The sequence below is a fragment of the Peribacillus sp. R9-11 genome, from assembly GCF_031345095.1.
Lineage (GTDB): Bacteria > Bacillota > Bacilli > Bacillales > DSM-1321 > Peribacillus > Peribacillus butanolivorans.
In genome coordinates this window covers 5012470-5034756 of record NZ_CP133763.1, presented here as the reverse complement: position 1 = coordinate 5034756, position 22287 = coordinate 5012470, and the positions used below count along the sequence as shown (strand labels likewise).

At 39.8% G+C, this 22287-nt stretch carries 25 protein-coding genes; 15 read left to right on the top strand and 10 right to left on the bottom strand.

The annotated features are described in order from the left end of the window. The first annotated feature begins 48 nt into the window (after positions 1-48). From RE409_RS24375 to RE409_RS24365, 3 genes are all read left to right on the top strand, one after another. Positions 49-1530, top strand: a complete 1482-nt coding sequence (locus RE409_RS24375; RefSeq protein WP_309558226.1) for an o-succinylbenzoate--CoA ligase — start codon at positions 49-51, stop codon at positions 1528-1530. Beyond that, positions 1527-2630 carry an o-succinylbenzoate synthase gene (menC, locus tag RE409_RS24370; RefSeq protein WP_309558225.1) on the top strand — a complete coding sequence of 368 codons (1104 nt, stop codon included), beginning with the start codon at positions 1527-1529 and terminating at the stop codon, positions 2628-2630. The genes RE409_RS24375 and menC overlap by 4 nt, the downstream gene beginning before the upstream one ends. A gap of 652 nt (positions 2631-3282) precedes the next feature. Further along, entirely contained in the window at positions 3283-3429 is a 147-nt protein-coding gene (locus RE409_RS24365) for a hypothetical protein (protein ID WP_157443825.1), read from the top strand. A gap of 51 nt (positions 3430-3480) precedes the next feature. Here the strand turns inward: RE409_RS24365 and RE409_RS24360 are convergent, their stop codons facing one another. Next, positions 3481-4176 (bottom strand): response regulator, encoded by a 696-nt coding sequence (locus tag RE409_RS24360; protein WP_053347921.1) that lies wholly within the window; start codon positions 4174-4176, stop codon positions 3481-3483. Next, positions 4169-5779, bottom strand: a complete 1611-nt coding sequence (locus tag RE409_RS24355; RefSeq protein ID WP_201187027.1) for an ATP-binding protein — start codon at positions 5777-5779, stop codon at positions 4169-4171. Before RE409_RS24355 ends, RE409_RS24360 begins: the two co-directional genes overlap by 8 nt. A gap of 141 nt (positions 5780-5920) precedes the next feature. Between RE409_RS24355 and RE409_RS24350 the strand changes: the two genes are divergently transcribed. After that, the gene (locus RE409_RS24350) at positions 5921-6985 is read left to right on the top strand and encodes a DctP family TRAP transporter solute-binding subunit (RefSeq protein WP_201222840.1); all 1065 of its coding nucleotides are present in this window, start codon (positions 5921-5923) and stop codon (positions 6983-6985) included. A gap of 172 nt (positions 6986-7157) precedes the next feature. On the opposite strand, the gene RE409_RS24345 is transcribed toward RE409_RS24350, so the two are convergent. Both RE409_RS24345 and yidD read right to left on the bottom strand, forming a co-directional pair. Next, entirely contained in the window at positions 7158-8105 is a 948-nt protein-coding gene (locus RE409_RS24345) for a metal ABC transporter solute-binding protein, Zn/Mn family (RefSeq protein WP_309558224.1), read from the bottom strand. A gap of 125 nt (positions 8106-8230) precedes the next feature. Further along, complete coding sequence (gene yidD / locus RE409_RS24340) at positions 8231-8452, bottom strand: membrane protein insertion efficiency factor YidD (RefSeq protein ID WP_397444195.1); 222 nt, start codon at positions 8450-8452, stop codon at positions 8231-8233. 211 nt (positions 8453-8663) lie between these two features. Here yidD and RE409_RS24335 point away from each other — a divergent pair, with 211 nt between their 5' ends. Beyond that, positions 8664-9137: an S-ribosylhomocysteine lyase gene (locus RE409_RS24335; protein ID WP_201187018.1), complete on the top strand. Its 474-nt coding sequence runs from the start codon at positions 8664-8666 to the stop codon at positions 9135-9137. A gap of 37 nt (positions 9138-9174) precedes the next feature. Here the strand turns inward: RE409_RS24335 and ytzI are convergent, their stop codons facing one another. Further along, positions 9175-9330, bottom strand: coding sequence for a YtzI protein (gene ytzI, locus RE409_RS24330; RefSeq protein WP_081113018.1), 156 nt, complete (start codon positions 9328-9330; stop codon positions 9175-9177). Between the two features lie 124 nt (positions 9331-9454). Between ytzI and RE409_RS24325 the strand changes: the two genes are divergently transcribed. After that, positions 9455-9895 (top strand): Dps family protein, encoded by a 441-nt coding sequence (locus RE409_RS24325; RefSeq protein ID WP_201187016.1) that lies wholly within the window; start codon positions 9455-9457, stop codon positions 9893-9895. A gap of 148 nt (positions 9896-10043) precedes the next feature. Here RE409_RS24325 and RE409_RS24320 read toward each other — a convergent pair whose 3' ends face one another. After that, positions 10044-10310 carry a DUF6154 family protein gene (locus RE409_RS24320; protein WP_376103862.1) on the bottom strand — a complete coding sequence of 89 codons (267 nt, stop codon included), beginning with the start codon at positions 10308-10310 and terminating at the stop codon, positions 10044-10046. A 227-nt stretch (positions 10311-10537) separates the two neighbouring features. On the opposite strand from RE409_RS24320, the gene RE409_RS24315 reads away from it, so the two are divergent. Then, positions 10538-10888, top strand: coding sequence for a hydrolase (locus tag RE409_RS24315; RefSeq protein WP_201187014.1), 351 nt, complete (start codon positions 10538-10540; stop codon positions 10886-10888). A gap of 119 nt (positions 10889-11007) precedes the next feature. Beyond that, positions 11008-11466, top strand: coding sequence for an RNA deprotection pyrophosphohydrolase (gene ytkD, locus RE409_RS24310; protein WP_309558222.1), 459 nt, complete (start codon positions 11008-11010; stop codon positions 11464-11466). Between the two features lie 127 nt (positions 11467-11593). On the opposite strand, the gene RE409_RS24305 is transcribed toward ytkD, so the two are convergent. The 3 genes from RE409_RS24305 to RE409_RS24295 are packed head-to-tail and all read right to left on the bottom strand — an operon-like array spanning position 11594 to position 14139. Then, on the bottom strand, positions 11594-12448 hold the full coding sequence (locus tag RE409_RS24305; RefSeq protein WP_201222842.1) for an ABC transporter permease: 855 nt from the start codon (positions 12446-12448) through the stop codon (positions 11594-11596). Continuing rightward, complete coding sequence (locus RE409_RS24300; RefSeq protein ID WP_201222843.1) at positions 12375-13145, bottom strand: ABC transporter ATP-binding protein; 771 nt, start codon at positions 13143-13145, stop codon at positions 12375-12377. The genes RE409_RS24305 and RE409_RS24300 overlap by 74 nt, the downstream gene beginning before the upstream one ends. Before the next feature lie 22 nt (positions 13146-13167). After that, complete coding sequence (locus RE409_RS24295; RefSeq protein WP_201225075.1) at positions 13168-14139, bottom strand: ABC transporter substrate-binding protein; 972 nt, start codon at positions 14137-14139, stop codon at positions 13168-13170. A 161-nt stretch (positions 14140-14300) separates the two neighbouring features. On the opposite strand from RE409_RS24295, the gene RE409_RS24290 reads away from it, so the two are divergent. The 4 genes from RE409_RS24290 (at position 14301) to RE409_RS24275 (ending at position 17453) form a co-directional block, all read left to right on the top strand. Then, complete coding sequence (locus tag RE409_RS24290; protein ID WP_201187006.1) at positions 14301-15089, top strand: alpha/beta hydrolase family protein; 789 nt, start codon at positions 14301-14303, stop codon at positions 15087-15089. A gap of 41 nt (positions 15090-15130) precedes the next feature. Next, on the top strand, positions 15131-15373 hold the full coding sequence (locus RE409_RS24285) for a DUF2584 domain-containing protein (protein ID WP_053347907.1): 243 nt from the start codon (positions 15131-15133) through the stop codon (positions 15371-15373). Between the two features lie 749 nt (positions 15374-16122). After that, positions 16123-16590, top strand: coding sequence for a 2-thiouracil desulfurase family protein (locus tag RE409_RS24280; RefSeq protein ID WP_309558221.1), 468 nt, complete (start codon positions 16123-16125; stop codon positions 16588-16590). Positions 16591-16682: 92 nt separating this feature from the next. Then, on the top strand, positions 16683-17453 hold the full coding sequence (locus tag RE409_RS24275; RefSeq protein ID WP_201187002.1) for a TSUP family transporter: 771 nt from the start codon (positions 16683-16685) through the stop codon (positions 17451-17453). A gap of 134 nt (positions 17454-17587) precedes the next feature. Here RE409_RS24275 and RE409_RS24270 read toward each other — a convergent pair whose 3' ends face one another. After that, positions 17588-17995, bottom strand: a complete 408-nt coding sequence (locus RE409_RS24270; protein WP_201254018.1) for a VOC family protein — start codon at positions 17993-17995, stop codon at positions 17588-17590. Positions 17996-18244: 249 nt separating this feature from the next. On the opposite strand from RE409_RS24270, the gene RE409_RS24265 reads away from it, so the two are divergent. The 3 genes from RE409_RS24265 to RE409_RS24255 all read left to right on the top strand — a co-directional run bounded on the left by RE409_RS24265 (position 18245) and on the right by RE409_RS24255 (position 22278). Next, the gene (locus RE409_RS24265; RefSeq protein WP_201187000.1) at positions 18245-18823 is read left to right on the top strand and encodes a TetR/AcrR family transcriptional regulator; all 579 of its coding nucleotides are present in this window, start codon (positions 18245-18247) and stop codon (positions 18821-18823) included. Positions 18824-18847: 24 nt separating this feature from the next. Then, positions 18848-20215, top strand: a complete 1368-nt coding sequence (locus tag RE409_RS24260) for an MATE family efflux transporter (protein ID WP_309558220.1) — start codon at positions 18848-18850, stop codon at positions 20213-20215. A 365-nt stretch (positions 20216-20580) separates the two neighbouring features. Further along, positions 20581-22278: a methyl-accepting chemotaxis protein gene (locus RE409_RS24255; protein WP_201222848.1), complete on the top strand. Its 1698-nt coding sequence runs from the start codon at positions 20581-20583 to the stop codon at positions 22276-22278. Positions 22279-22287 lie beyond the last annotated feature (9 nt).

Genomic DNA, 22287 nt, shown 5'->3' with positions numbered 1-22287 from the left:
ATCGCCGGGCTGTTTTCTATATCTAAATGTATGGGAGGGTAAGCAACGATGGCAGAAGAAAAGTTGCCGAACTGGCTGAAAAACCGGGCACATCTATCACCGGATCGTCCGGCGATTGAATTTGAAGGGCGTACGTATACCTTTCTTGAACTACATACTCTAACCGGGAAAATGGCCGGTAAGCTAGCGAACAAAGGTGTGAAGGCTGGCGAATCATGTGCGGTTTTGCTCCGGAATCATATAGATAGTGTCGTCGTGATTCATGCACTCTTTTATCTGGGTGTGAAGATCGTGATGCTGAATAATAAGTTAACGGCAAAAGAACTTTCCTGGCAGATCGAGGATAGTGAGGCAGTACGTCTGATATCGGAGGATTCCTTCTCTGAAAAACTCTCCGATATTCGTGACATTCTCACGGGTTTCCAGATTCTTTTAAAGGAAGAATTACCCAAAGGAGGCACGACAGAATTTCTCCATGAGTTTAATCTTGAAGATACAGCTACGATTATGTATACATCGGGTACAACGGGTAATCCAAAGGGTGTAATACAAACATTCGGCAATCACTGGTGGAGTGCGGTTGGTTCTATGTTGAATCTTGGATTGAGGGAAGAAGATACATGGTATTGTGCGGTCCCGATTTTTCATATTAGCGGCCTGTCTATTTTGATGAAAAATGTAATTTATGGTATGAAGGTCGTGCTGGTAGAGAAGTTTGATGAACGAGAAGCGAACCGGAGCATTCAGGAAAATGGCGTGACGATTATTTCGGTCGTGACGACGATGCTGAACCGGATGTTGCATGATTTAGGAAAGACAAGCTATCCAGAAACCTTCCGCTGTATGCTGTTAGGCGGCGGCCCGGCACCGGTTCATTTGCTTGAAGTATGTAAGGGAAAAGGGGTTCCTGTCTATCAGACGTATGGGATGACTGAAACATCTTCGCAGATTGTAACACTTGCACCGGAATATAGCATGACAAAAATCGGGTCGGCGGGGAAACCTTTGTTTCCTTCGCAGTTACGGATAGTTAAGGACGGTAGGACCTGTGAACCTGGTGTAGCGGGTGAAATTGTTGTTTCAGGTCCGAATGTGACGAAAGGTTATTTCAAACGATTGGATGCGACACAGCAAGCGATTACGGAGGGATGGCTTTATACTGGGGATCTTGGTTATCTTGATGAAGAAGGCTTTTTGTATGTGCTTGACCGACGCTCCGATTTAATCATCTCCGGTGGCGAAAATGTCTATCCGGCTGAAATTGAAAATGTTCTAAGTAAGCACCCGGCTGTTTTCGAGGCGGGAGTTACGGGAACAGACGATGAAAAATGGGGACAGGTACCACTCGCGTTTGTCGTCTTACATCAAGGTGCAGAGTTGAAAGAGACCGAGCTTTTGAATTATTGCGGGGACTCCTTGGCTGCTTATAAAATTCCCCGGAATGTTATTTTTTGTGAGGAGCTTCCCAGGAATGGTGCGAGTAAGCTGCTGCGAAGGGAATTGAAGAAGAGAGTGGGGAAACAACGATGAAGTTATCCTCCATCTCATTACGGCTCATTACGGCCCCTTTAAAGCAACCGTTTAATACCCACCTCGAGATGGTAAGCGAACGCGAAGTGATTGTTGTCGAAGCCAAAGATCAAGATGGGCTAATCGGATACGGTGAAGCGGTGCCATTTACAAGTCCTTGGTATACCGAGGAAACGGTTAAAACCTGCTTTCATATGTTGGAGGATTTCTTAATTCCTTTGACATTGGCTGGTCAGTTTAAGCACCCTAATGAACTGCCAAGCTTATGGAGCGGAATAAGAAGGAATGCGATGGCGAAGTCAGCTCTAGATCAGGCGATTTGGGATTTATATGCGAAGCAGAAGGGATTCTACCTCGGACAGTTGTTTGGAGGGGAACGGAGCGAAGTTACGGCTGGTGTTGTCGTTGCATCGGATAATATCGGTGATGCGATGCGTCAGATTGACGATTTTTCCGCATTCGGGTATCAGCGGTATAAAATAAAAATCAATCCTAAAAATGACTTGGAGTTTCTATCAGAAATTCGACGCACCTATCCTGATATCCCGTTAATGGCGGATGCCAATTCGGCGTACAAGCTTGAAGACACTTCGCACCTGCAAAAGCTTGATGCGTTCAAGTTGATGATGATTGAGCAACCACTAGGGCATGACGACATAGTCGAACATTCTGTTTTGCAAAAGCAGCTGCAGACGCCAATTTGTCTTGATGAAAGCATCAATTCCTATCATGATGCGAAAAATGCACTTTTACTCGAGAGCTGCGGGGTAATTACAATTAAGATGGCCAAAGTAGGTGGCTGGTCGGAAGCGGTCAAAATCCATGATCTATGCGTGGAAAAAAACGTGCCCGTTTGGTGCGGAGGCATGATTGAATTTGGCATATCCCGAGCTCATAATATCGCGCTAGCCACATTAAAAGGCTTTACAATTCCGGGGGACATATCATCATCGTCCCGCTATTGGGAAGAGGATATTATTGAACCGGAAGTCATCGTCGAAAGTGGCGTCATTCAGGTTCCGGAAAAAGCAGGAATCGGTTTTGCCATAAATGAAAAGCGACTAAATGAATTGACGACCTATAGTAAGCTGTACCGGTAAAACGACAAAGAGGTGCAATTCGCACCTCCTCTTTTGAATGTACTTTTAATTCGTAAGGCCATCGTCTTTAATATTCCTTAGGCTGTTTGGATAACAAGCGAGAAGCTAGATGCATATGAAGATAGGAAATAGAATGAAGGGAGGCACGTGAATAAATATGTTCCGCTTTCTACTGTCTAATAATACATTTCTATCACTTGTCTTAGTGAACCCAAATGCTTTTTCTTCTATATTCATACCGCAAAAGATAGGGTTGTATCTTGTGAAGCCAACTATAATATAACCTGAATAATTTGATTGTTCGTAATGATTAATATGTCCAACATAATCATCATTTTCCCCGAAAATTGTACCTCCATCCGTCTGAATGATTCCTGTGTGTTAGTAACAAATAAAACAATCTTGGATTAAAATCCACCCCTTAATAAACTTTTTTAATAGTATGATACAAATGGATTTTTACCCTATTCATCTTATTCCTCTAAATAAAACGACTCATAAAACAGATACGGTGTTTAAAAATAAGTAATTCCTAATTCTCCAAAAGTCATATTTTTTTCGAAAAATGGGGCTTTGTCTATTTTTCCTTTTATGGATTATTTTGTATAATAGAGAAAAGTGAAACAACTAAGGAATAGGGAGGGGAGAGTATATGAAAAAGCCATACCTTATTGCAGAAATTCTATTAAGAAGAGGCGTTCCGGATTTTGTCATTAAAGAAGTTACAGCATTGGCTGAGTGTGAATTGTTTCTCTTGAAGAGAAAGTGGGGCATATATAACAGAACAACGGGAGCGTAGGTTAAGAAGCTAAAAGGGAACCGCTATGGTTCTAGTAGGTCCCCATATGTTCTAAGATTTTTTTAGACGGTATCGATTAACTGGACGGCCAATGCTGCCGTACTGGACATCAAGCTGCAGAACGTCCTCGCCGTGTAAGTATTCTAGATAGCGACGGGCTGTTACTCTGGCAATTCCAATTCCATCGGCCACTTCCTCCGCAGATAAAGATCCAGGCTGAGTTTTTATGAATTTTGTGACCTGCTCAAGGGTCGCACCATTTAACCCTTTAGGAACATCGTATTTCGGACTCGTTTCAGGAGATGTTTTATTTTGAAAGAGAATTCGGTCGAGTTGATTTTGAGAAATCTGATGGTCGGGTTCAACTTCCATACGAAAAGCATAATATTGCTCAAGTGTATGTTTTAGTCTCTCGAATTTAAATGGTTTAATTAAATAGTCAAAAGCCCCGTTTTGTATCATTTTTCGGATGGTTTTCTGGTCATTAGCTGCCGAAATGATGATGACATCCACATCAATTTGTTCTTTTCTTATTTGATAGAGTGTATCTACCCCGTTTAAAGAAGGCATGAAGATGTCCAAAATGACAAGATCCGGTTTAGATTGCCTGATTTTTTCAAGACCTTCAAGTCCATTGGAAGCTGTATCAAAGACTTTAAATGCTTGTAGCCGCTCAATGAACTGCTTGTTTACCTCTTGGACCATTGGGTCGTCTTCAATTAAAAGTACGCGAATTTGGTTAGTCATTTTGGTTCTCCTCTATATCATGCATGGGAAAAGAAAGAAAAAAGCTTGTTCCTTCATTAGGACGTGTTGTAAAACTCATTTCGCCATTCGCTTTTTTTACAATTTGGTCTATAAGATAGAGACCAATTCCTGATCCTTCCGCACCTTTTGTTGTAAAACCATACTCAAATATATCTTTGTGAATCTCCTCGGGGATACCGGACCCATTATCTTCAAGTACAATTTGGCAATGCTGTTCATCCTGATAGATGGATAGGTAGACTTGCTTTGGTTCTTCTGATAAATGTTTGAGGGCTGCAAAGGAATTTTCTATCAAGTTCCCGATAATCAATACGAAATCATGATGATCCATATCATTTGGAAAGCGGTCCAGTTTCGTATGTTTATCCATGATGAGTTCGATTCCAAGTTCACGCCCTAAGGAGATTTTACTTAATAGTAGCCCCACTAAATTATCATCGTGAATGTGCTTCGTTAAAAACCTGGTCAATTCCTCTTGCTCTTCTGTAATTTGAAAAATGTACTGTAGTGCATCATCTAAATTCCCAAGTTGAATCAATCCTGCTATCGTATGAAGTTTATTCATATGTTCATGGTTTTGAACACGTAGGGCTTCAACGAATGCTTTGACACTCGTCAATTCTTCAGCAAGCTTCGCTACATCGGTACGATCCTGAAAGATTGCCACAGCTCCGATGGTTTTATCGGCTATTTTAATAGGTACCCGGTTGCTTAGAAGGTTTCTGTTTTGAACCGAAATTTCCTGATTGAAGATAGGAGATGTCCGGTCTAGCACTTCTGGCAGGCGGGTATCACTAATAATGTCATTGATATTCTTGCCAATCACCGCGCCACTGATATTTAGCATTTGCTTTGCCTTTTCATTAAAAATTGTGATGGTTTGATTATTATCTATTGCAATGACACCTTCATGCATCGCATTAAAGGCAGCGGTCCTTTCGACTAACATTCTTGAAATTTCATGAGGCTCAAGTTGAAAGGTTTCTTTTTTTATCCGTCTGGCCATGAGCCAGGAGCCGCATACGCCGAACAGCAGTGTAAGTAATAGAATAATCGCGATTTGGCCTTTCAAGTCCATGATTAATTCGGGAATTGTCGGTAATATGTTTCCGACGAGAACGACACCGATTTGTTCATTTTCCTTATCAAGGATCGGGACAAATGCACGGACTGAAATTCCAAGTTCGCCAGAAGCCTTTGATAGATATTCATGTTCAGCAAAAGCAGCGCTTTCGTCGTTGCTTTTTGATTGTGTTCCCAATTGGCTGAAAACCGGGTGGGAATAGCGAATATGTTGATTGTTCAGCACAACTATATAATCAGCTTGATGAATTTTTCTTAAGTTTTCAATCATAGGGTTTAGTTTTGTCCAACCTTCTGATTCACGGACTAATTTTTGTACTTCAGGTAGTTCGGCAATGGTATGGGCTGTAATCATGGAGCGTTTGCCAATTTCATCCTCCCTGATTGAAACGATGTTTCCAAATATAAAAATCCCGCCTATTAGAATCGAAAAAGCTACGATTACGAATGATAGCAGGGTAATCTTCAATTGAATCGGCATATGAAAGGATTTATCCATTATTTTTCCTCCATTACTTCTATACTTAATAGTAACAGAATTTCTAACACTTTTCGCTATTTTTCGCGCATTGTATTACGACAGGAAAAAGGCTGTGATAGAATAGATATACTGTGAAGCGAGCGGTAAGGAGATGTCAATATGCGTGCTTTTTGGGGGTACTTTGTTTTAATTGGAATAGGGTTGCTGATTGCGGTATATATTTCATTTCAATCGTTCTTTTCTAGCTCCAATTTTGATCTGCCTAAGGATGAAGAGCAGGTAGGAATGGAAGATCAAATTGTAATTAAGTTCAGCCATGTAGTCGCTGAAAATACGCCTAAAGGGCTAGCAGCGAACCGATTTGCAGATCTTGTTGATGAATATACCAATCACCGTGTCAAAATTGAAGTCTACCCTAATCAATCTTTATATAGTGATCATGAAGAAATCAATGCTTTACACGAAAATAAGGTGCAGATGATTGCCCCGACCACTTCTAAAATTACAAGCATATCGAAAAAGTGGATGCTTTTGGACCTGCCCTATGTCTTTCCAACGGATGCCGCCTTACAGGAAGCATTGAATGGAGAAGTGGGAGATGAGCTACTAGATCAGTTAAATACGATAGATATAGAAGGGCTAGCATTCTGGTCGAATAACTTCAAGCAAATTACAAGCAATAAGCCAATTCGCCATCCAGAAGATTTTGTAGGGAAGAACTTCCGGATTATGCCAAGTACGGTGATTGAAAGCCAATTTCAGCATTTTGGGGCCACAACATCTAAGCTGGAATTTAATGATACGTTCAAAAGCCTGGAAATCAATAAAACGGACAGCCAGGAAAATACGATTTCGAATATCTATTCCAAGAAACTATACGAAGTTCAAAAATATTTAACTATCAGTAATCACGGGTATTTAGGCTATGTTGTCATGATGAATAAGCCGTTTTGGGACAAGCTTCCGGTGGACATTCAGCAACAAATTCAGCGGGCAATGGACGATACAACGAATTGGCTATGGATCAAGTCCAATGAAATGAATCAAGCTCAGCTTCGAGAAATTGAGAAAAAATCCAATATCGACATATACACATTATCTGATGAAGAAAAAAAAGAGTGGATGGATAAAATGACGGTCATCTATCCGGAATTCGAGTCTACAATTGGGACGAAACTGATGGAAAAAATGGAAAGAATCCGTGAAAAACACTTAGAGAAATAGAAGAACCGGATAGGCAGCACAGCGATTGCCATGTTTTCAGAAGGAACAGGTGTCAACGGAACACTTTACATCTTGAGCCATGTATAGCTCGAGACAAAGAAAGAAACTTTAAACTATAAAAATGGCAATAGCAAAGAAGAGGCGGACCCATTTGAGTCTGCCTCTTCTTTGTCTATTGCAACGCAGTTTGTAGCGTCTTGATATTTTTTTCCATTAAACTAAAGTAATCTTCACCGGCTTCGATATCTTTATCTGTCAAGACGGAAAGGTTATGAAGCTCAAGTGATTTCGCACCCATTTCCTTTTGAATAATCTCAGTCAGTTTAGAACTGATATTTTGCTCAAAGATGACGTAGTGAAGATTTTCTTTGTCGGCCATTGTTACGATTTTCCCTAGTTCTTTTTGAGAAGGCTCGTTTGAAGACGTAAGGCCGGTGACGCCAATTTGTTCAAGTCCGTATCGTTCTTCCCAATAACCATATGCGGAATGAGAAACGATAATCTTATTGGTACGACCCGATTTAATTGTCGTAGCGAATTTTTCATCAAGAGCTTTAAGTTTTACAGTAAGTTCGTTGAATTTGTTGTCGAAGTAGTCTTTTTGTTCAGGCATTTGCTTCGTTAATTCGTCCTTAATGCTTTTTGCCATTTCAATGGAATAGATGGGATCTAGCCACAAATGGGGATTAACGCCACCATGATCATGGCCGTCTTCTTCATGCGCATGCTCGTTTTCGTGTGCATGCTCATCTTCATCTAAATGAACCGTTTCACCTATAGCGACTGTAGTGACGCCTTCTTTGCTTAAAATCGGTTCTGCTTTTGTGACAAAGCCTTCAAGATTATAACCAATATAGAAAAATAGGTCTGATTCAGCCATTTTTACAATATCTTTTTGAGAGGGATCAAATGAATGTTCATCAGTACCAGGTGGATAAACAGTTTCGACGTTTACGTACTCTCCACCAATTGCTTCTGTGAAGTATTGCAAAGGATAAACGGTAGTGTACACGTTTAAAATGTCTTTATTAGTATCAGTAGTTTCTCCCTTTGAATTGCCACAGCCTGAAAGAAATAGCGCTGTAACCAGAAAAAGGGAGAGAAGTACACCTTTTTTCATATAAAACTCTCCTTTTTAGATAATTCGTACTGATTACGATTTGAGATCTATGATTTAAAAACGAAATGATTACGATTTGACTTCTGTATAATACAAAAGATTACACAAGAAAGCAAGGTTTTTTTCTAGTGATCTTCACCCTTTTTCTTTTTTTCGGGAACGAGGTCAATACCGCCTGGATGAAAAGGATGGCATTTAAGAATCCTGACGATGGATAACCAGCTTCCTTTTATCGGTCCGAATCGACTTATCGCTTCTAAACCGTAATGGGAACAAGTTGGGTAAAAACGGCAGGTAGGCGGTTTTAATGGTGAAATCACAACTTGGTAAATACGGATAATTTCCATTAATACTTTTTTCAGCAAGACGTTTTCATCTCTTTTCGAGTAAAATTCAATACCGTTAATTATAGCATATTTTTTTTGTTTCCAATAAGGTTAATAAAGGAACAAGCGCAAGGATAAATCCGATTGAAATAATGGGAATTAATTTTAAAGGGTGAAATATATTGTAATTCAAGGTAAAATAGAAATGACATACAATTAAGGAGTGAATTAAATGCCTTCAGTTGAAAGCTTTGAATTAGATCATAACGCTGTTAAAGCCCCATATGTTAGACATTGCGGTGTCCATAAGGTTGGAACAGATGGTGTTGTTAATAAATTTGATATCCGTTTTTGTCAGCCGAATAAACAAGCGATGAAGCCGGATACAATCCACACATTAGAACATTTGCTAGCTTTCAATATCCGTAAGCATTCTGAGCGGTTCGATCATTTTGATATTATCGATATATCACCTATGGGATGTCAAACAGGATATTACCTTGTGGTCAGCGGCGAGCCGACAGTGACGGAAATCATCGATGTTCTTGAAGATACATTCAAGGATGCTGTTACAATTACAGAAATTCCTGCTGCAAACGAAAAACAATGCGGCCAAGCGAAGTTGCATGATCTTGAAGGAGCTAAGAAATTAATGAATTTCTGGCTGTCACAAGATAAAGAAGATCTTCATAAAGTTTTCGGTTAATAAAAAAGTTCCTGTCCATTTGTGACAGGAACTTTTTTTATTTTTCGGGTTCTTCTTTTTTTCCCTCATCCTCAGGCAAAGGATCGACCGGATCCACTGTATGCTTGTAGCTGTAACCTTTTCCGATTGTTAGGACCGATAAGGCCAATACAATCAGAATCACAATAATGGAGATAACTAAAACCGTAATCATACTTTACAGCTCCTAACGTTCACAATTTAGATTCATTTTAGCATAAGAACCGAGTCAGATAATGTTTCAATTTTCGAATAGAGGGAAATATAAAGGTATAACCAACTTACGGAGGTAGATATTTATGGCTCAGAAAAAATTAGGAACTTTAGTGAATAAGGAAATTGCAAACTTCAGTGTTCTTTATACGAAAATTCACAATTACCACTGGTTCGTGAATGGACCGCACTTCTTTGAACTTCACCAAAAATTGGAAGAATTATATAAAGAAGTGACAGCTAATTATGACGAGCTGGCTGAACGACTTTTAGCCATTGGTGAAAAACCAGTTGCTACGCTTAAAGAATATTTGGAATTGACTACTATTGAAGAAGCAACAGGGACCGAAAATACAGAAGATATGGTGCAAAGTGTCATCAGCGATTTCGAGAAGCTTTCCGAAGAGTTCCTAGAAATTATCGCAGTTGCTGAAGAAGAAGATCCGGTTACAGCTGATATGCTGACAGGCATGAAGAAAAGCTTAAACAAACATGCATGGATGCTGCGTGCGTATTTAGGACATTAAGGTTTCTTTTGAAAAGCTCTACTTCGGTAGGGCTTTTTTTAATATATTTGTACGATAGAAAGAGGTTCTGTGTCTATTTCACCAATAACTTTCATAAAGCGGAAAGAAAAAAGGCATCCCATAAAGAGGGATACCTGAATGGTATGTATTAATGAATATTCCGAGGTGGAAAATGTGTAGGTTTCGTATCGTTCATGCTGTTTTGAGCGAACTTCCCTTTTAACGTTTCAATAATGTAAAGGCCCATTAGATTGGTTAGTTCTTGATCATCCATCTCTTGAAGCAATTCGAAAATTTCCTTCCTGTCCAGTTGTTCCAGAACCGCAAAAGTAAGCATATCAATGTCTTCTTCATCACCGGTCAACTTATTACGGTACATATTGTATAATTCTTCAATTAACTTCAAAACTTTCACCTCACATTTTTTAGAAATCCGTTATCTCTTTATATGTAGGTTATCAAAAAAACCTCTGGGTGCATATAAAAATTTGTAGGGATGCTTGCCTATATTATATGTTTTACCCTATGAAAGATACTTTAATCTATTATTTAACATCTTTGGTCTTCTGTAAACAAAATTTTCCATTGTATGAAGTGGAGAGTTACGTGAAAAAATAAGCGTAGGATTTATTGAAAGGGTGGATGGATGTGTCTGAAAATAGGAAAACGTATTACATTTGGCTCCCAACTGGGCAAATCTCACAAGATAGGGAAGGTTCTGAGTGGAATTTTGAAATCGAAGCAACCGACAACGAAATCCTGCAGTTGCGTGAGTTATTTGATTACAATTATTCAGTAGGGGAAGAAAACTTTTATCGCGCCCACGTCCCGTATCTTCAATATCATTTTGACCGGGAAAATGATAAACAGGATATCACGCTTCAAAAGATATACGAAATGATTCATAAACTTGGAACTGAAGAAGGAAAGCGGCATATAGAGAGTATGGGAATTTTACAGGCAAAACGAACAGATGATGGCCTCGAATATTGAGAGGCCATCGTTTTTTCAATGTGAAGAGAATTCTCGCTGGATAGCGGGATTTTTATTCCATATAATGAATGGTGACTCCAATAATGAAATCGTTTTTCTTAAATAGAGAGAGGGGAAATATGAAACAGTTTTGTGATATGAACGGATATAAGGTGGAATTCTCCGTGGATCCTGTTTTTGGGGAAGCTTGGCATGTTTTCGTGCTCTGCAGAATTAAAGGAAAGTGGGTATTGACGAAACACCGTAAGCGGGGATTGGAGTTTCCAGGCGGAAAGCGGGAGGCTGGGGAATCGATTGAAGCAGCGGCCAAACGGGAAGTGTATGAAGAAACCGGAGGAGTGGTGGAACACCTGCAATTTTTGGGACAGTATAAAGTTCATAATCCAGTGAAGCCATTTGTAAAATCGATTTACTTTGCTAAGTTGAGTGAGATAGAGTGGAAAGAAAATTATCTAGAAACGGATGGACCGATTCTATTGGATGTGTTGCCGGATGTGCTAGGTGAGGAGTTTAGTTTTATCATGAAAGATGAAATCGTGCCGTTGAGTTTAGCGAGGTTGGATGGTTTGTACGAGTAAATTGCATAGATTCACGAGTAAATCCATCTAATTCACGAGTAAAACCCGAAAACTCACGAGTAAAACCATCTAATTCACGAGTAAACCCGGTAAATATGAAAACTGCCGACGAGTATCGGCAGTTAGGTTAATCCTTGATTAATTTTCGCTCGAGTAGTTCGACAAGTTGGTACATGATTGTCGCAAAGAAGGCAATAATCATCAAGGAGAGCATAACGAGGGTAAAATTGAAGACTTGAAATCCATAAATAATTAAGTAGCCGAGTCCTTTTGCTGAGACGAGAAATTCACCGACGATGACGCCGACCCAGGAGAGGCCTACATTCACCTTCAATGTCGAGATAATAGTCGGGAAGGATGCTGGTAATATGGCTTCCCGGAAGGACTGAGCCCTTGTGGCACCGAATGTTTGCAGTACCTTTAGGTAGTTGGGATCGACTTCGCGAAATGCTGTGTAGACGACGATAGTGGTGATGATAATGGAAATGATCGCTCCCATCGAGATGATTGACGGGAAACCTGGTCCGAATGCTACGATGATAATAGGTCCGAGGGCGACTTTTGGCATTGCATTTAAAATGACGAGATACGGGTCGAGCGTTTTCGACAACCTCGGCGACCACCAGAGCAAGGAAGCAAGTATCGTTCCAAGCAGTGTCCCGATGATGAAGCCGAGCACGGTTTCGAATAGGGTCACGCCTGAATGGGAAAGAAGTGTTCCGTCACCTAATTTCTTTATAAATAGATGCCACACTTTAGAGGGCGAACTGAAGATGAGCGGGTCAATCCACTTCATCCGAGAAAAAAGTTCCCAACTGCTGAAAAAGACAATGAAAATCAGGATCTGATAAAAGCGAATTAGCCTGTTTTCCTTTTTCAAAGAGGTTTTATACTGGCTATGAAGCTGTTCAATATTCAAGGCTCTCAAGCTCCTTCCAGATCGTTTGGAATAATACCGAATAGTGTGGGTGATTACGGGCATGAAAAGGTGTTAGTTCGCGTAGTTCATCAGGTACTTCAAAAGTTTTGTAAATTCTGCCTGGCTTCGCGGAAAATAGATAAATCCGGTCGCTCATTGCGATGGCTTCACCAATATCATGGGTGACAAGCACTGCCGTCTTTCCAAAAGATTTCAGAGTTTCAAAAACAAGGTCTTCAAGCTTCAACTTCGTTTGGTAATCTAGGGCCGAAAACGGTTCATCAAGCAAGAGGATTTTTGGGTCCACTGCGAGTGTTCGTGCCAGAGCAGCTCGTTGCCTCATCCCTCCGGAAAGTTCACGCGGATATAATTTTCCGGTGCCTCCCAATCCAACATCACTCAACAGTTTCAACGTCTTTATTCTCTCCAGGCCTTCATTCTTATTAATCAGCTTTAATCCTAATAAAACATTTTCTTCAATCGTTTTCCATGGGAAAAGATAATCCTGTTGCAGCATATAGCCGATTGATAAGTCACTGTCGGCCTTCAGCGGGTTGTTTTCGAGCAGGATCTTTCCCGAAGTGGGCGGGAATAGTCCGGCGATGATGGAAAGCAGGGTCGTCTTTCCGCAGCCGCTCGGACCAAGAAAAGAGACAAATTCACCTTTTTCAATGTCGAGGGAAATGTCCGCGAGTGCGGTCGCTGCCGTCTTATTTGAAAAATAAGTATGGTGAATGTCTTGGATTTTTAAAAAGCTCATCGGACATCCTCCTTACCTCTAGCTACTTTGATACTTTTACAGCAAAATCGGTGTTTACCAGTTCATCATGGCTAATTCTTGAAGGGAGCTCATCGGCTTCGTCCATGATGTCTTGCAGATTGTTCCACTCTTCTTCATCAAGAATGGGATCAGTGGCAAAGGAGCCTTGTTCTTTGTAGCGGTTGATGACTGTTTCCATCGTGTCTAGATTGGTATCTTCAAAATAGGGCTGAATGACTTTAGCAATTTCTGATGCATCACTTTCCTGAACCCAGTCCTGTGCTTTTTTCAAAGCTCGCGTGAATTTCTGAACGGTCTCTTTGTCTTCCTTTAAATAGCTTTGTTTAGCCATATAAACCGTATAAGGAAGATGACCAGACTCGGTGCCGAAAGAAGCGACGATATAGCCTTTTCCTTCTTTTTCAAACACACTGGCAGTTGGTTCAAATAGCTGTACAAAATCACCTGTACCGGAAGCGAATGCAGTTGAGATATTAGCGAAATCAATATTCTGGATGAGATTCAAATCCTTTTGCGGGTCAATGTTATGTTTTTTCAACACAAACTCGCCGGCCATCTGCGGCATTCCGCCCTTACGCTGACCAAGAAATGTGGAGTCTTTCAGCATATCCCAATTGAAATTGTCAATTTTTTCACGTGAAACAAGAAACGTTCCATCTGTTTGCGTTAATTGAGCAAAGTTTATGACCGGGTCGTCTGATCCCTGCGCCACATAAATCGATGTTTCAGAGCCCACGAGAGCAATGTCCGCTCCATTCGTAATGAGAGCGGTCATCGTCTTGTCGCCGCCTGCTGTCGTTTTTAAATCAATAGATAAGCCCTCATCTTTAAAAAATCCCTTTTCAATCGCGACATATTGCGGTGTATAGAAAAGGGAGCGGGTCACTTCGGCAACCCTGACCTTCGTTGTTTCTTTTTCCTTGCTGCCGCATGCTCCAAGCGGAATCAGAAGCAAACACATGAGCAAAAACATGACACCTGCTTTACACCATTTTTTCAAAATTCTTTCCTCCTCATAAATAGGTATTTTGCCTACCTTATCGTATGAACGGGAGAAAAAATATGTGAATGCCTATCAGGGGATAAAAACTGTTGGATGTTTTACAATAAAGGAAAGAGAAAGGGGCGTGGAAATTGGAGAACGGATCGATTATTTCAAAACAGCGGTTTCCATCACCGCATCCAGAAATCCATCTTTATTTAATTACATACATATCACAGGGCTTGAAGGTTAAGGGATTGCTAGCTGAACCGGTGGATGGTGAGATGCACGATGCCTTCTTATATTTACGAGGTGGAATTAAAAATGTAGGCAAGGTGAGGCCTGCAAGAATTATCCAGTATGCTGCAGAAGGATTTATCGTATTTGCCCCTTTTTACCGGGGGAATCAAGGTGGCGAGGGCGATGAGGATTTTGCCGGCGAAGATCGGTTCGATGCGATATCTGGATTCAAGCTGCTTGAGCAACATCCCCGAGTGAATAAGGAACATATTCATATTCTCGGATTTTCCCGTGGCGGCATCATGGCGCTTTGGACTGGAATCTATTGTAAGAATGCGGCGTCAATTGTAACGTGGGGCGGTGTGTCAGATATGTTTTTAACTTATGTAGAACGGGTCGATATGCGCCGCATGATGAAGCGAGTCATTGGAGGCACGCCTAAAAAATACCCAGACCAATATGAATTCCGGACTCCGTTGTTTGCGATTGAAGAATTGAATGTTCCTGTTCTGATTATTCATGGTGAACTGGATGACAATGTCTCGGTTGAACATGCGTACCGGCTGGAAAAACGGTTGAAAACCCATGATAAAGAGGTAGAAAGCTGGTATTTTCCTCAATTCACACATTACTTCCCGCCAGCCGTCAACAGAAAAGTAGTCGAAGATTTAACAACTTGGATGAAAAATAAAACGGAATAATGTTAGAATGAAGTATACATTGGCCAGAGGAGGAGATATACATGGGCATGCCTATGGAACTCAACACCATGATCGTTACAAAAGGAAACGAAATTCGAGAACAAGAAAATATTTTCAGCCTAACAAAAGCAGGCTATCGGTTATATCCAATCGACATTCCAATTGACGTCCGTAAAACTATTCAATCTGACTCAAGCGGAACAGCAGTTATTCAAAAAGTTGAATGGACCAACGAAAAAACCACCATTACGTACCAATTGTTATCATTAAACTCAACCAACTGAATAAATGAAGTGCTTGCCGAGAAATAGTATCTCTGCAAGCGCTTTTTTTTGATTTGGTTGGTGGAATTTGACCTTTTTTGCGGAAATTTCGTCCTACGCACTGATAATTCGACCTACACACCAAAAATTCGTCCTTGGCGCTAATAATTCGACCTACACACCAAAAATTCGTCCTTGGCGCTAATAATTCGTCCTACACGCCAAAAATTCGTCCTTGGCGCTAATAATTCGACCTACACACCAAAAATTCGTCCTACACGCCAAAAATTCGTCCTACGCACTGATAAATCGACCTACACGCTAATAAATCGACCTACGCGCCAATAAATCGTCCTTGGCGCCAATAATTCGTCCTACGCGCTCATAAATCGACCTACACGCCAATAAATCGTCCTTGGTGCTAATAAATCGACCTACACGCCAATAATCCGTCCTTGGCGCCAATAATTCGTCCTACGCGCTAAATAAATCGACCTTGGCGCCAATAATTCGACCTACGCGCTCATAAATCGACCTACACGCCAATAAATCGACCTACACGCTCATAATTCAACTTTGCACTGATAATTCGACCTATACGCGCTCATAAATCGACCTACACGCCAATAATTCGACCTACACGCTAATAAATCGACCCCCGTAGCTAATAAATCGAGCATAACAATCTTCAGCAGATTTTAATCGTTCAAATAATATTATTTAAGAAGAATGGTAAAATATTGTTAAGCTAATATGATGAGGTGATTTTAATGATTTTAGTAAGTTCTTTTCTAGCAGGTTTAGAGGTAAGATACAATGGTACACATAGCTTAGATAATAGAATTCTGAGATTGTTAGAAGAAAAAAAGGCAATCACTGTATGTCCTGAGTTGCTTGGTGGCTTTTCAACTCCCAGAGAACCTGCAGAGATAATTGGCGGTGATGGTGAAGATGTCCTTAATGGGAAAGCAAAAATAATCGAAAAGTCTGGTAGGGATGTAACGGATTTGTACATAAAGGGGGCAAATTTAACATTAAATAAGGCTCAAGAAGTAGGTGCCACACTTGTAGTTTTAAAAGAAGACAGTCCATCCTGTGGGAGTTCGACGATTTATAATGGTGAATTTAAGGGGAAGAAAAAGGTTGGGAATGGAGTTACGGCTGCGTTGCTAAAACGACACGGTTTTACGGTAACTTCAGAGGGAAAACTGTTTGAATTTCTAAATGAAAAAGAGTAATCGGTAGAATTCATTTTCATTAAAATTCCAGAAATACAGATACAGAAAGTGGGAGTATAATAGAGTTATTGTTTTTGAAGGGAGGAGAATATATGGAGGAAATTAATCTCTATACTTTGCTGTTTTTAATACTTGCTGGTTTTATTGCTGCGTTCATTGACTCTGTTGTAGGCGGAGGAGGGTTAATTTCCATTCCTGCTTTATTATTTACAGGGATATCACCTTCAGCAGCCCTTGCTACTAATAAATTGGCAAGCTCGATGGGCTCTTTAACGAGTACAATCTCATTTATTCGAGCTGGAAAAGTGAATTTCAAATTTGTCATGAAGCTTTTTCCGCTTACTGTGATTGGTGCGATTCTAGGGGCATATGTGGTTCATTTTGTTTCCCCTGAAATCCTAAAGCCGCTCATATTAATCTTATTAGTTATCGTCGCAATTTATACGATTTTAAAAAAGGATTGGGGTAAAGACGCAAAATATAAAGGGTTAAAACGAAAGAAAATGATTATGTTGATCATCGCAATATTTGCTATTGGTTTTTACGATGGTTTTCTTGGTCCTGGTACAGGCTCTTTTTTATTGTTTTCATTTTTGATTATTGGATTTGATTTTGTTCAGGCTGCTGGAAATGCAAAAGTACTTAATTTTGGTAGCAATATTGCCGCACTTATTATTTTCTTATCAATGGGGTCAGTCAATTTTGTCTATGGAATTCCGATGGGCCTCGCAATGGTTGTCGGAGCATTAGTAGGATCGAACTTTGCGATAAAAAAAGGTGCTGCCTATGTACGTATATTATTTATTTGCGTCACCATTTTACTGATCGGCAAAAATGTCTTGAATTATCTTCACGTGATTTAATAAGAGGCATTCAAAAGAGTAATATATGATATTATTTTGATATGTTCATTTAGACTTTTTCACCAAAAATAAAGACTTTAAATAATAATACATGGCCGGAAATACTATTGGTATTTTTCGGCCATTTTTTTGATTCATTTTGTGTAATTCAAGTCCCAATGAACGCCAAAGCAATCCTTGACTTTAGCAAATCGTGCACCCCAAAAGGTATCTTGAAGTTCCATTAAGGTTGTTCCATTTTCACGCAATGTCTCGTATAAATGCTGGATCTCTGATTCGCTTTCACACTCCAGCACGAGAGAAATATTGGTCCCGACCTCAAGGGGATTTCCAGGAAACGTATCAGATACCATAACCAATAACTCACCTTTTTTAATCTTAGCATGCAAGATCCTATCATTTGCTTCTTCAGGTGTTGGGAAATCAGCTTCCCCGTATGATTGTATATCAAAAACCTCTGCTTGAAATACTTCCTCATAAAATGCTAATGCATCTCTAGCTTGTCCATCAAATGTTAAGTATGGGGTAATCTGATGTTTCATTTGAACCCTCCTTTTTATTATGACTATCATTTCGACAGGTAGACATTATAATCCTTTTAATACTAGGGAATAATGTAGCAGCATGAACCCTCCTTTATAGAATGGTTTCAATCGGACCAATCTTTATTTCAATAGGAGGTAAACCTTAAATTTCCAAAATGAAAGAACTTGCCTGACGAACGTTCGTTAGGTTATGATAGGTTTATCAGAAATACAGAAAATAATATTCAGCAATGAAAGGTGAACATTATGAAAAGCGATGAAATAAAAAAAGCAGCACTCAAATATTTTACGATTCATGGTTATGAGGGTACTTCACTTTCTCAAATTGCCGAAGATGTTGGGATAAAAAAACAATCAATATATTCTCATTTTAAAGGGAAAGACGATCTGTTTTTATCTGTACTTAAAGACGCCAAGGAAATGGAACTTTCGTTTTATGTTGAGTATTTCAATATCATGAAAAAAAGTGATCCGGAAAAGACGCTATACGGATTTTTGGAAGAAATGATAAAGATGTTCCAGGAGGTTGAGAGTTTAAAGTTCTGGCTTCGTATGGGGTTCTTTCCACCAACACATCTATACAGTGAAATTCAGAAAGAGACTGATGATCTTCAGGTTCAACAGGAAGCCTTAATGGAAAAGATATTCAGAACATGGATATCCGCTGGGGTTTTAAACTCAGGAGATGCGCGAACCCTGACACTGGCGTATTCAGGCATCATCGTGGCCATTATGGTCGAACTTGTTTATGCCGATAATCCAGACCGAATTGCGGAAAAACTTGCGGCGTCATGGACTATTTTTTGGAGAGGAATTTCAAAGTAAGGTCAATAGCAGGAGATGGTATAAATGTCATTAAGAGAAAAACAACAACAAAATCTATTGGAGATAGAATCGACAGGAAAGGTCTTTCTGCTCTATCTGATTCCTTCTATGATCGGAATGGTATTGATGGCATTGAACTTTGTTGTCGATGGCGTGATGGTCGGCAATAAGCTTGGATCGGTTGCCCTTGCAGGAGTTAATATTGCAGGGCCCATTTATACAATCTTTGTAGCGATGTCGATTTGGATCGGGGTAGGCGGCGCAACGCTTTATTCACAAAGCATGGGGGCAAAGGATTATAATCGGGCACGCTTTATTTTCACCCATTCCATCATTCTAATCACAATATTCACCGTAATCATTGGTCTGATTGCCTACGCTTTTCACCATCAGCTTGTTTATGCACTAGGGGCCAATGAAGCAACCGCTCCCTTTGCAACGGACTACATGAACGTATTCTTAATGCTGGGTTTTGTTTTCACCCTAGAAAACACCTTAAGTATATTCGTCAGGAACAATGGTAATCCGAATCTGGCCATGGCATCTCTTATCGTCACGGCCATTTCCAATTTCGTTTTGAACTTCATTATCCTGTATGTACTAGATTTAGGGGTGCGCGAGATTGCATACGGAACAATCATTGCAGCTGCCTTGGGCATACTGGTTCTCAGCACGCACTTTTTCACGAAGAAGAACACGCTTCGCCTCGTTAAGTTTCGTTTTGAAAAGTCACTTTTCATTATGACAATGATGATTGGCTTTCCTAGTTTCTTAGCTGAAATAGGTGTATCAGTCTTTACTATTGCTCATAATAATGCGTTCTCGCGCCTTGCTGGTACCGACGGATTAGCTGCATTTTCTATTGTCAATTATGCACATAGTGTTATGCTGTTGATGTTTCTTGGCATCGGGTCGGCAATACAGCCACTAGTAAGTTATTATCATGGTGCAAAAGATGAAAAGCGGAAGCGCGAAACGGTTCGCATTGCCATTTTCACAGCAATTGGTGCAGGAATATCCATTACCCTGGTGGGACAAGTGGCGGCACCTTATATTGTAGATTTATTCGGAGACTTTTCTCAAGATGTAAAAGAGCTTGCTACAATTGGAATTAGAATCTTCTTTAGCGGATATATCCTAATGGGAGTCAACTTCGTTATGATGACCTATTTCCAATCAATTGGGCAAGTAAAGATGGCCGCTTGGATTACGATTGGACGCGAATTTATTTTCATGCTTTTATTCCTGCTAACATTGCCGCTTATATTTGGAATAAATGCTGCATGGCTGGCCATTCCATTATCAGAGGTAGTCATATTCTTAACCGTCTTACATTATTTAAAAAGCGTAGGTTCAAACTTTGGAAAAAATGTCCGGGTAATCAAAGGATAAGATGAAAATTAGAAATTCCTAAAGATCACCAATTTGGTGGTCTTTTTTGCTTAGTTTTAAATCGTACAGTTACTAAAGGTGAAGTAATCAAAAGATGCAATTGAGTACTAGGTTTGACGCTAATTTGCAAGCAGAAAAGGATGTTTCATGCTGTTTTACGAAGCCTCAAATGGACGATGCTGATCAACACTTCCGGCTTTATTATCATATCTTCTTTTTTACTTTACCCCAAACCGCTTAGTTATTTGATATAAGTTTATTTTATTGTGTTTTAGTGAACTGACTAGAAAAAAGGCACTATGCAACCGATATTATTGATAGAGTTTGAAAATTAAAAATTATTGATTAATTGGAGGGTATTTAACGTGAAATTATCTGTATCAAAAAAATTATGGGCAGGTTTTTTGTCTATACTTATATTCCTTATGACTATAGGTTTCTTTTATCTCTGGATCATCGCCGATTTGAATAAACAATATACTTTTTTATTGGATGATCGAGTGAAAAAGATCAATCTGGTAGATGAAATGATTAACAAACAGCAAGCTGTTTCAAATGATGTTCGTGGTTATATTATCTATAAGGATTCTACATATTTGGAAAATAGAGTAGTTAAAAACGAAATGTTTGAGGAGGCTTACGAAAATCTTGGAAAAACATTTACATCACAAGACGATATAGAATTGTTGGAAGAGATACATAACGCAAAACTTGAATATATGGAATTGGCTGAAGAGATAATTATCAGCATGCAGCAAGGCGATAGTGCGAAGGATCTAGATATAACTGAGAAAACGGATAAAGCAAGTGTCTTGGAAAAAACAATCTTGGAAAAAGCTGAAAAACTAAGTGACAATCAAAATGCTTATTTACAAGAGACTCGGGAAGATTTGAACGAGAAAGTAAAGGATATGGAAAGAATTATTGTATTGCTAATAATCTTTGGATTCATCCTTAGTATTATTTTACCAATCGTCCTGAGTCGCAGTATTTCTCGCCCGGTTCGCAAACTTACAGAAGCAATTGGTCAAGTTGCAGGCGGTAATTTACAGATAGAAGAAATTAGGATTCGAAACAAAGACGAAATTGGTGAAATGGCCGGTGCTTTTAATAAAATGGTTGCGGAACTTAAAGCGATTGTCTTAAATATGAGGGATTCTTCGTCACAACTTGCTGTTCAAGCAGAACAAATGTCGGCAAGCTCTGAAGAAAGCCTGGCTTCTTCGGAGATGGTCGCAACAACTGCTGAAGAAAATATGAGAGGGACAGCTCGGCAGGTCACTATAGTAGAGAACTCAGTAAACTCTATGAATGAGATGGCTGCAGCTATCGAGCAGATCACCGAAAGTAATGTCGAAATGCTTACCTCCGCAGAATCTGTGAATTCACTTGTTCAACAAGGATCTAACATTATAGATGATGTAACTACCCAAATGAATAATATAAACACTACGATTCACGAGTCAGCGAGCATAATGGAAGTAATGTCGAAGCATTCAAGTGAAATTCAAAGAGTTACGACATTAATTACGGACATTTCTGAGCAAACAAACTTACTGGCATTAAATGCTGCAATTGAAGCGGCCCGTGCCGGAGAAAATGGAAAGGGTTTTGCAGTAGTGGCTGATGAAGTTAGAAAACTTGCTGAACAATCAAAAATATCAGCCTCAGAAATTGAAAAAATGGTCAAATTGATCGAAGAAGCTACCGAAAAAGGCGTCGAATCAATTAATATTGGAAGTAAGAAAGCAGAAGATGGACTTTCTGCTTCAGCAAACTCACTCCAGGTGTTCAATCATATTAAATCCGCAGTTGGAGGAGTGAGTGAGCAAATTGAATCCGTATCCTCTGCTATAGAAGAAATTCAAGCGATGACCAAGGATGTAGCCGCTGGTGCGAATGCAATAAAAGAAATAGCGGTTACTTCAGCAGAAAGGGCAAATGATACAAGTGCTGCAACTGAAGAACAGCATGCAGCGACTGAACAGATTTCTGAAGGCGCTCAATCACTAGCAACCCTGGCCGAGAGTCTTAAAATGGAAGTGAATCATTTTAAAATTTAATATATAAGA

Excerpts from the sequence above, each read along its gene's own strand:
- RE409_RS24375 (WP_309558226.1), top strand. The coding sequence starts at position 49 with ATGGCAGAAGAAAAGTTGCCGAACTGGCTGAAAAACCGGGCACATCTA.
- menC (WP_309558225.1), top strand. The coding sequence starts at position 1,527 with ATGAAGTTATCCTCCATCTCATTACGGCTCATTACGGCCCCTTTAAAG.
- RE409_RS24365 (WP_157443825.1), top strand. The coding sequence starts at position 3,283 with ATGAAAAAGCCATACCTTATTGCAGAAATTCTATTAAGAAGAGGCGTT.
- RE409_RS24360 (WP_053347921.1), bottom strand. The coding sequence starts at position 4,176 with ATGACTAACCAAATTCGCGTACTTTTAATTGAAGACGACCCAATGGTC.
- RE409_RS24355 (WP_201187027.1), bottom strand. The coding sequence starts at position 5,779 with ATGGATAAATCCTTTCATATGCCGATTCAATTGAAGATTACCCTGCTA.
- RE409_RS24350 (WP_201222840.1), top strand. The coding sequence starts at position 5,921 with ATGCGTGCTTTTTGGGGGTACTTTGTTTTAATTGGAATAGGGTTGCTG.
- RE409_RS24345 (WP_309558224.1), bottom strand. The coding sequence starts at position 8,105 with ATGAAAAAAGGTGTACTTCTCTCCCTTTTTCTGGTTACAGCGCTATTT.
- yidD (WP_397444195.1), bottom strand. The coding sequence starts at position 8,452 with ATGGAAATTATCCGTATTTACCAAGTTGTGATTTCACCATTAAAACCG.
- RE409_RS24335 (WP_201187018.1), top strand. The coding sequence starts at position 8,664 with ATGCCTTCAGTTGAAAGCTTTGAATTAGATCATAACGCTGTTAAAGCC.
- ytzI (WP_081113018.1), bottom strand. The coding sequence starts at position 9,330 with ATGATTACGGTTTTAGTTATCTCCATTATTGTGATTCTGATTGTATTG.
- RE409_RS24325 (WP_201187016.1), top strand. The coding sequence starts at position 9,455 with ATGGCTCAGAAAAAATTAGGAACTTTAGTGAATAAGGAAATTGCAAAC.
- RE409_RS24315 (WP_201187014.1), top strand. The coding sequence starts at position 10,538 with ATGGATGTGTCTGAAAATAGGAAAACGTATTACATTTGGCTCCCAACT.
- ytkD (WP_309558222.1), top strand. The coding sequence starts at position 11,008 with ATGAAACAGTTTTGTGATATGAACGGATATAAGGTGGAATTCTCCGTG.
- RE409_RS24305 (WP_201222842.1), bottom strand. The coding sequence starts at position 12,448 with ATGCCCGTAATCACCCACACTATTCGGTATTATTCCAAACGATCTGGA.
- RE409_RS24300 (WP_201222843.1), bottom strand. The coding sequence starts at position 13,145 with ATGAGCTTTTTAAAAATCCAAGACATTCACCATACTTATTTTTCAAAT.
- RE409_RS24295 (WP_201225075.1), bottom strand. The coding sequence starts at position 14,139 with ATGTTTTTGCTCATGTGTTTGCTTCTGATTCCGCTTGGAGCATGCGGC.
- RE409_RS24285 (WP_053347907.1), top strand. The coding sequence starts at position 15,131 with ATGGGCATGCCTATGGAACTCAACACCATGATCGTTACAAAAGGAAAC.
- RE409_RS24280 (WP_309558221.1), top strand. The coding sequence starts at position 16,123 with ATGATTTTAGTAAGTTCTTTTCTAGCAGGTTTAGAGGTAAGATACAAT.
- RE409_RS24275 (WP_201187002.1), top strand. The coding sequence starts at position 16,683 with ATGGAGGAAATTAATCTCTATACTTTGCTGTTTTTAATACTTGCTGGT.
- RE409_RS24270 (WP_201254018.1), bottom strand. The coding sequence starts at position 17,995 with ATGAAACATCAGATTACCCCATACTTAACATTTGATGGACAAGCTAGA.
- RE409_RS24265 (WP_201187000.1), top strand. The coding sequence starts at position 18,245 with ATGAAAAGCGATGAAATAAAAAAAGCAGCACTCAAATATTTTACGATT.
- RE409_RS24260 (WP_309558220.1), top strand. The coding sequence starts at position 18,848 with ATGTCATTAAGAGAAAAACAACAACAAAATCTATTGGAGATAGAATCG.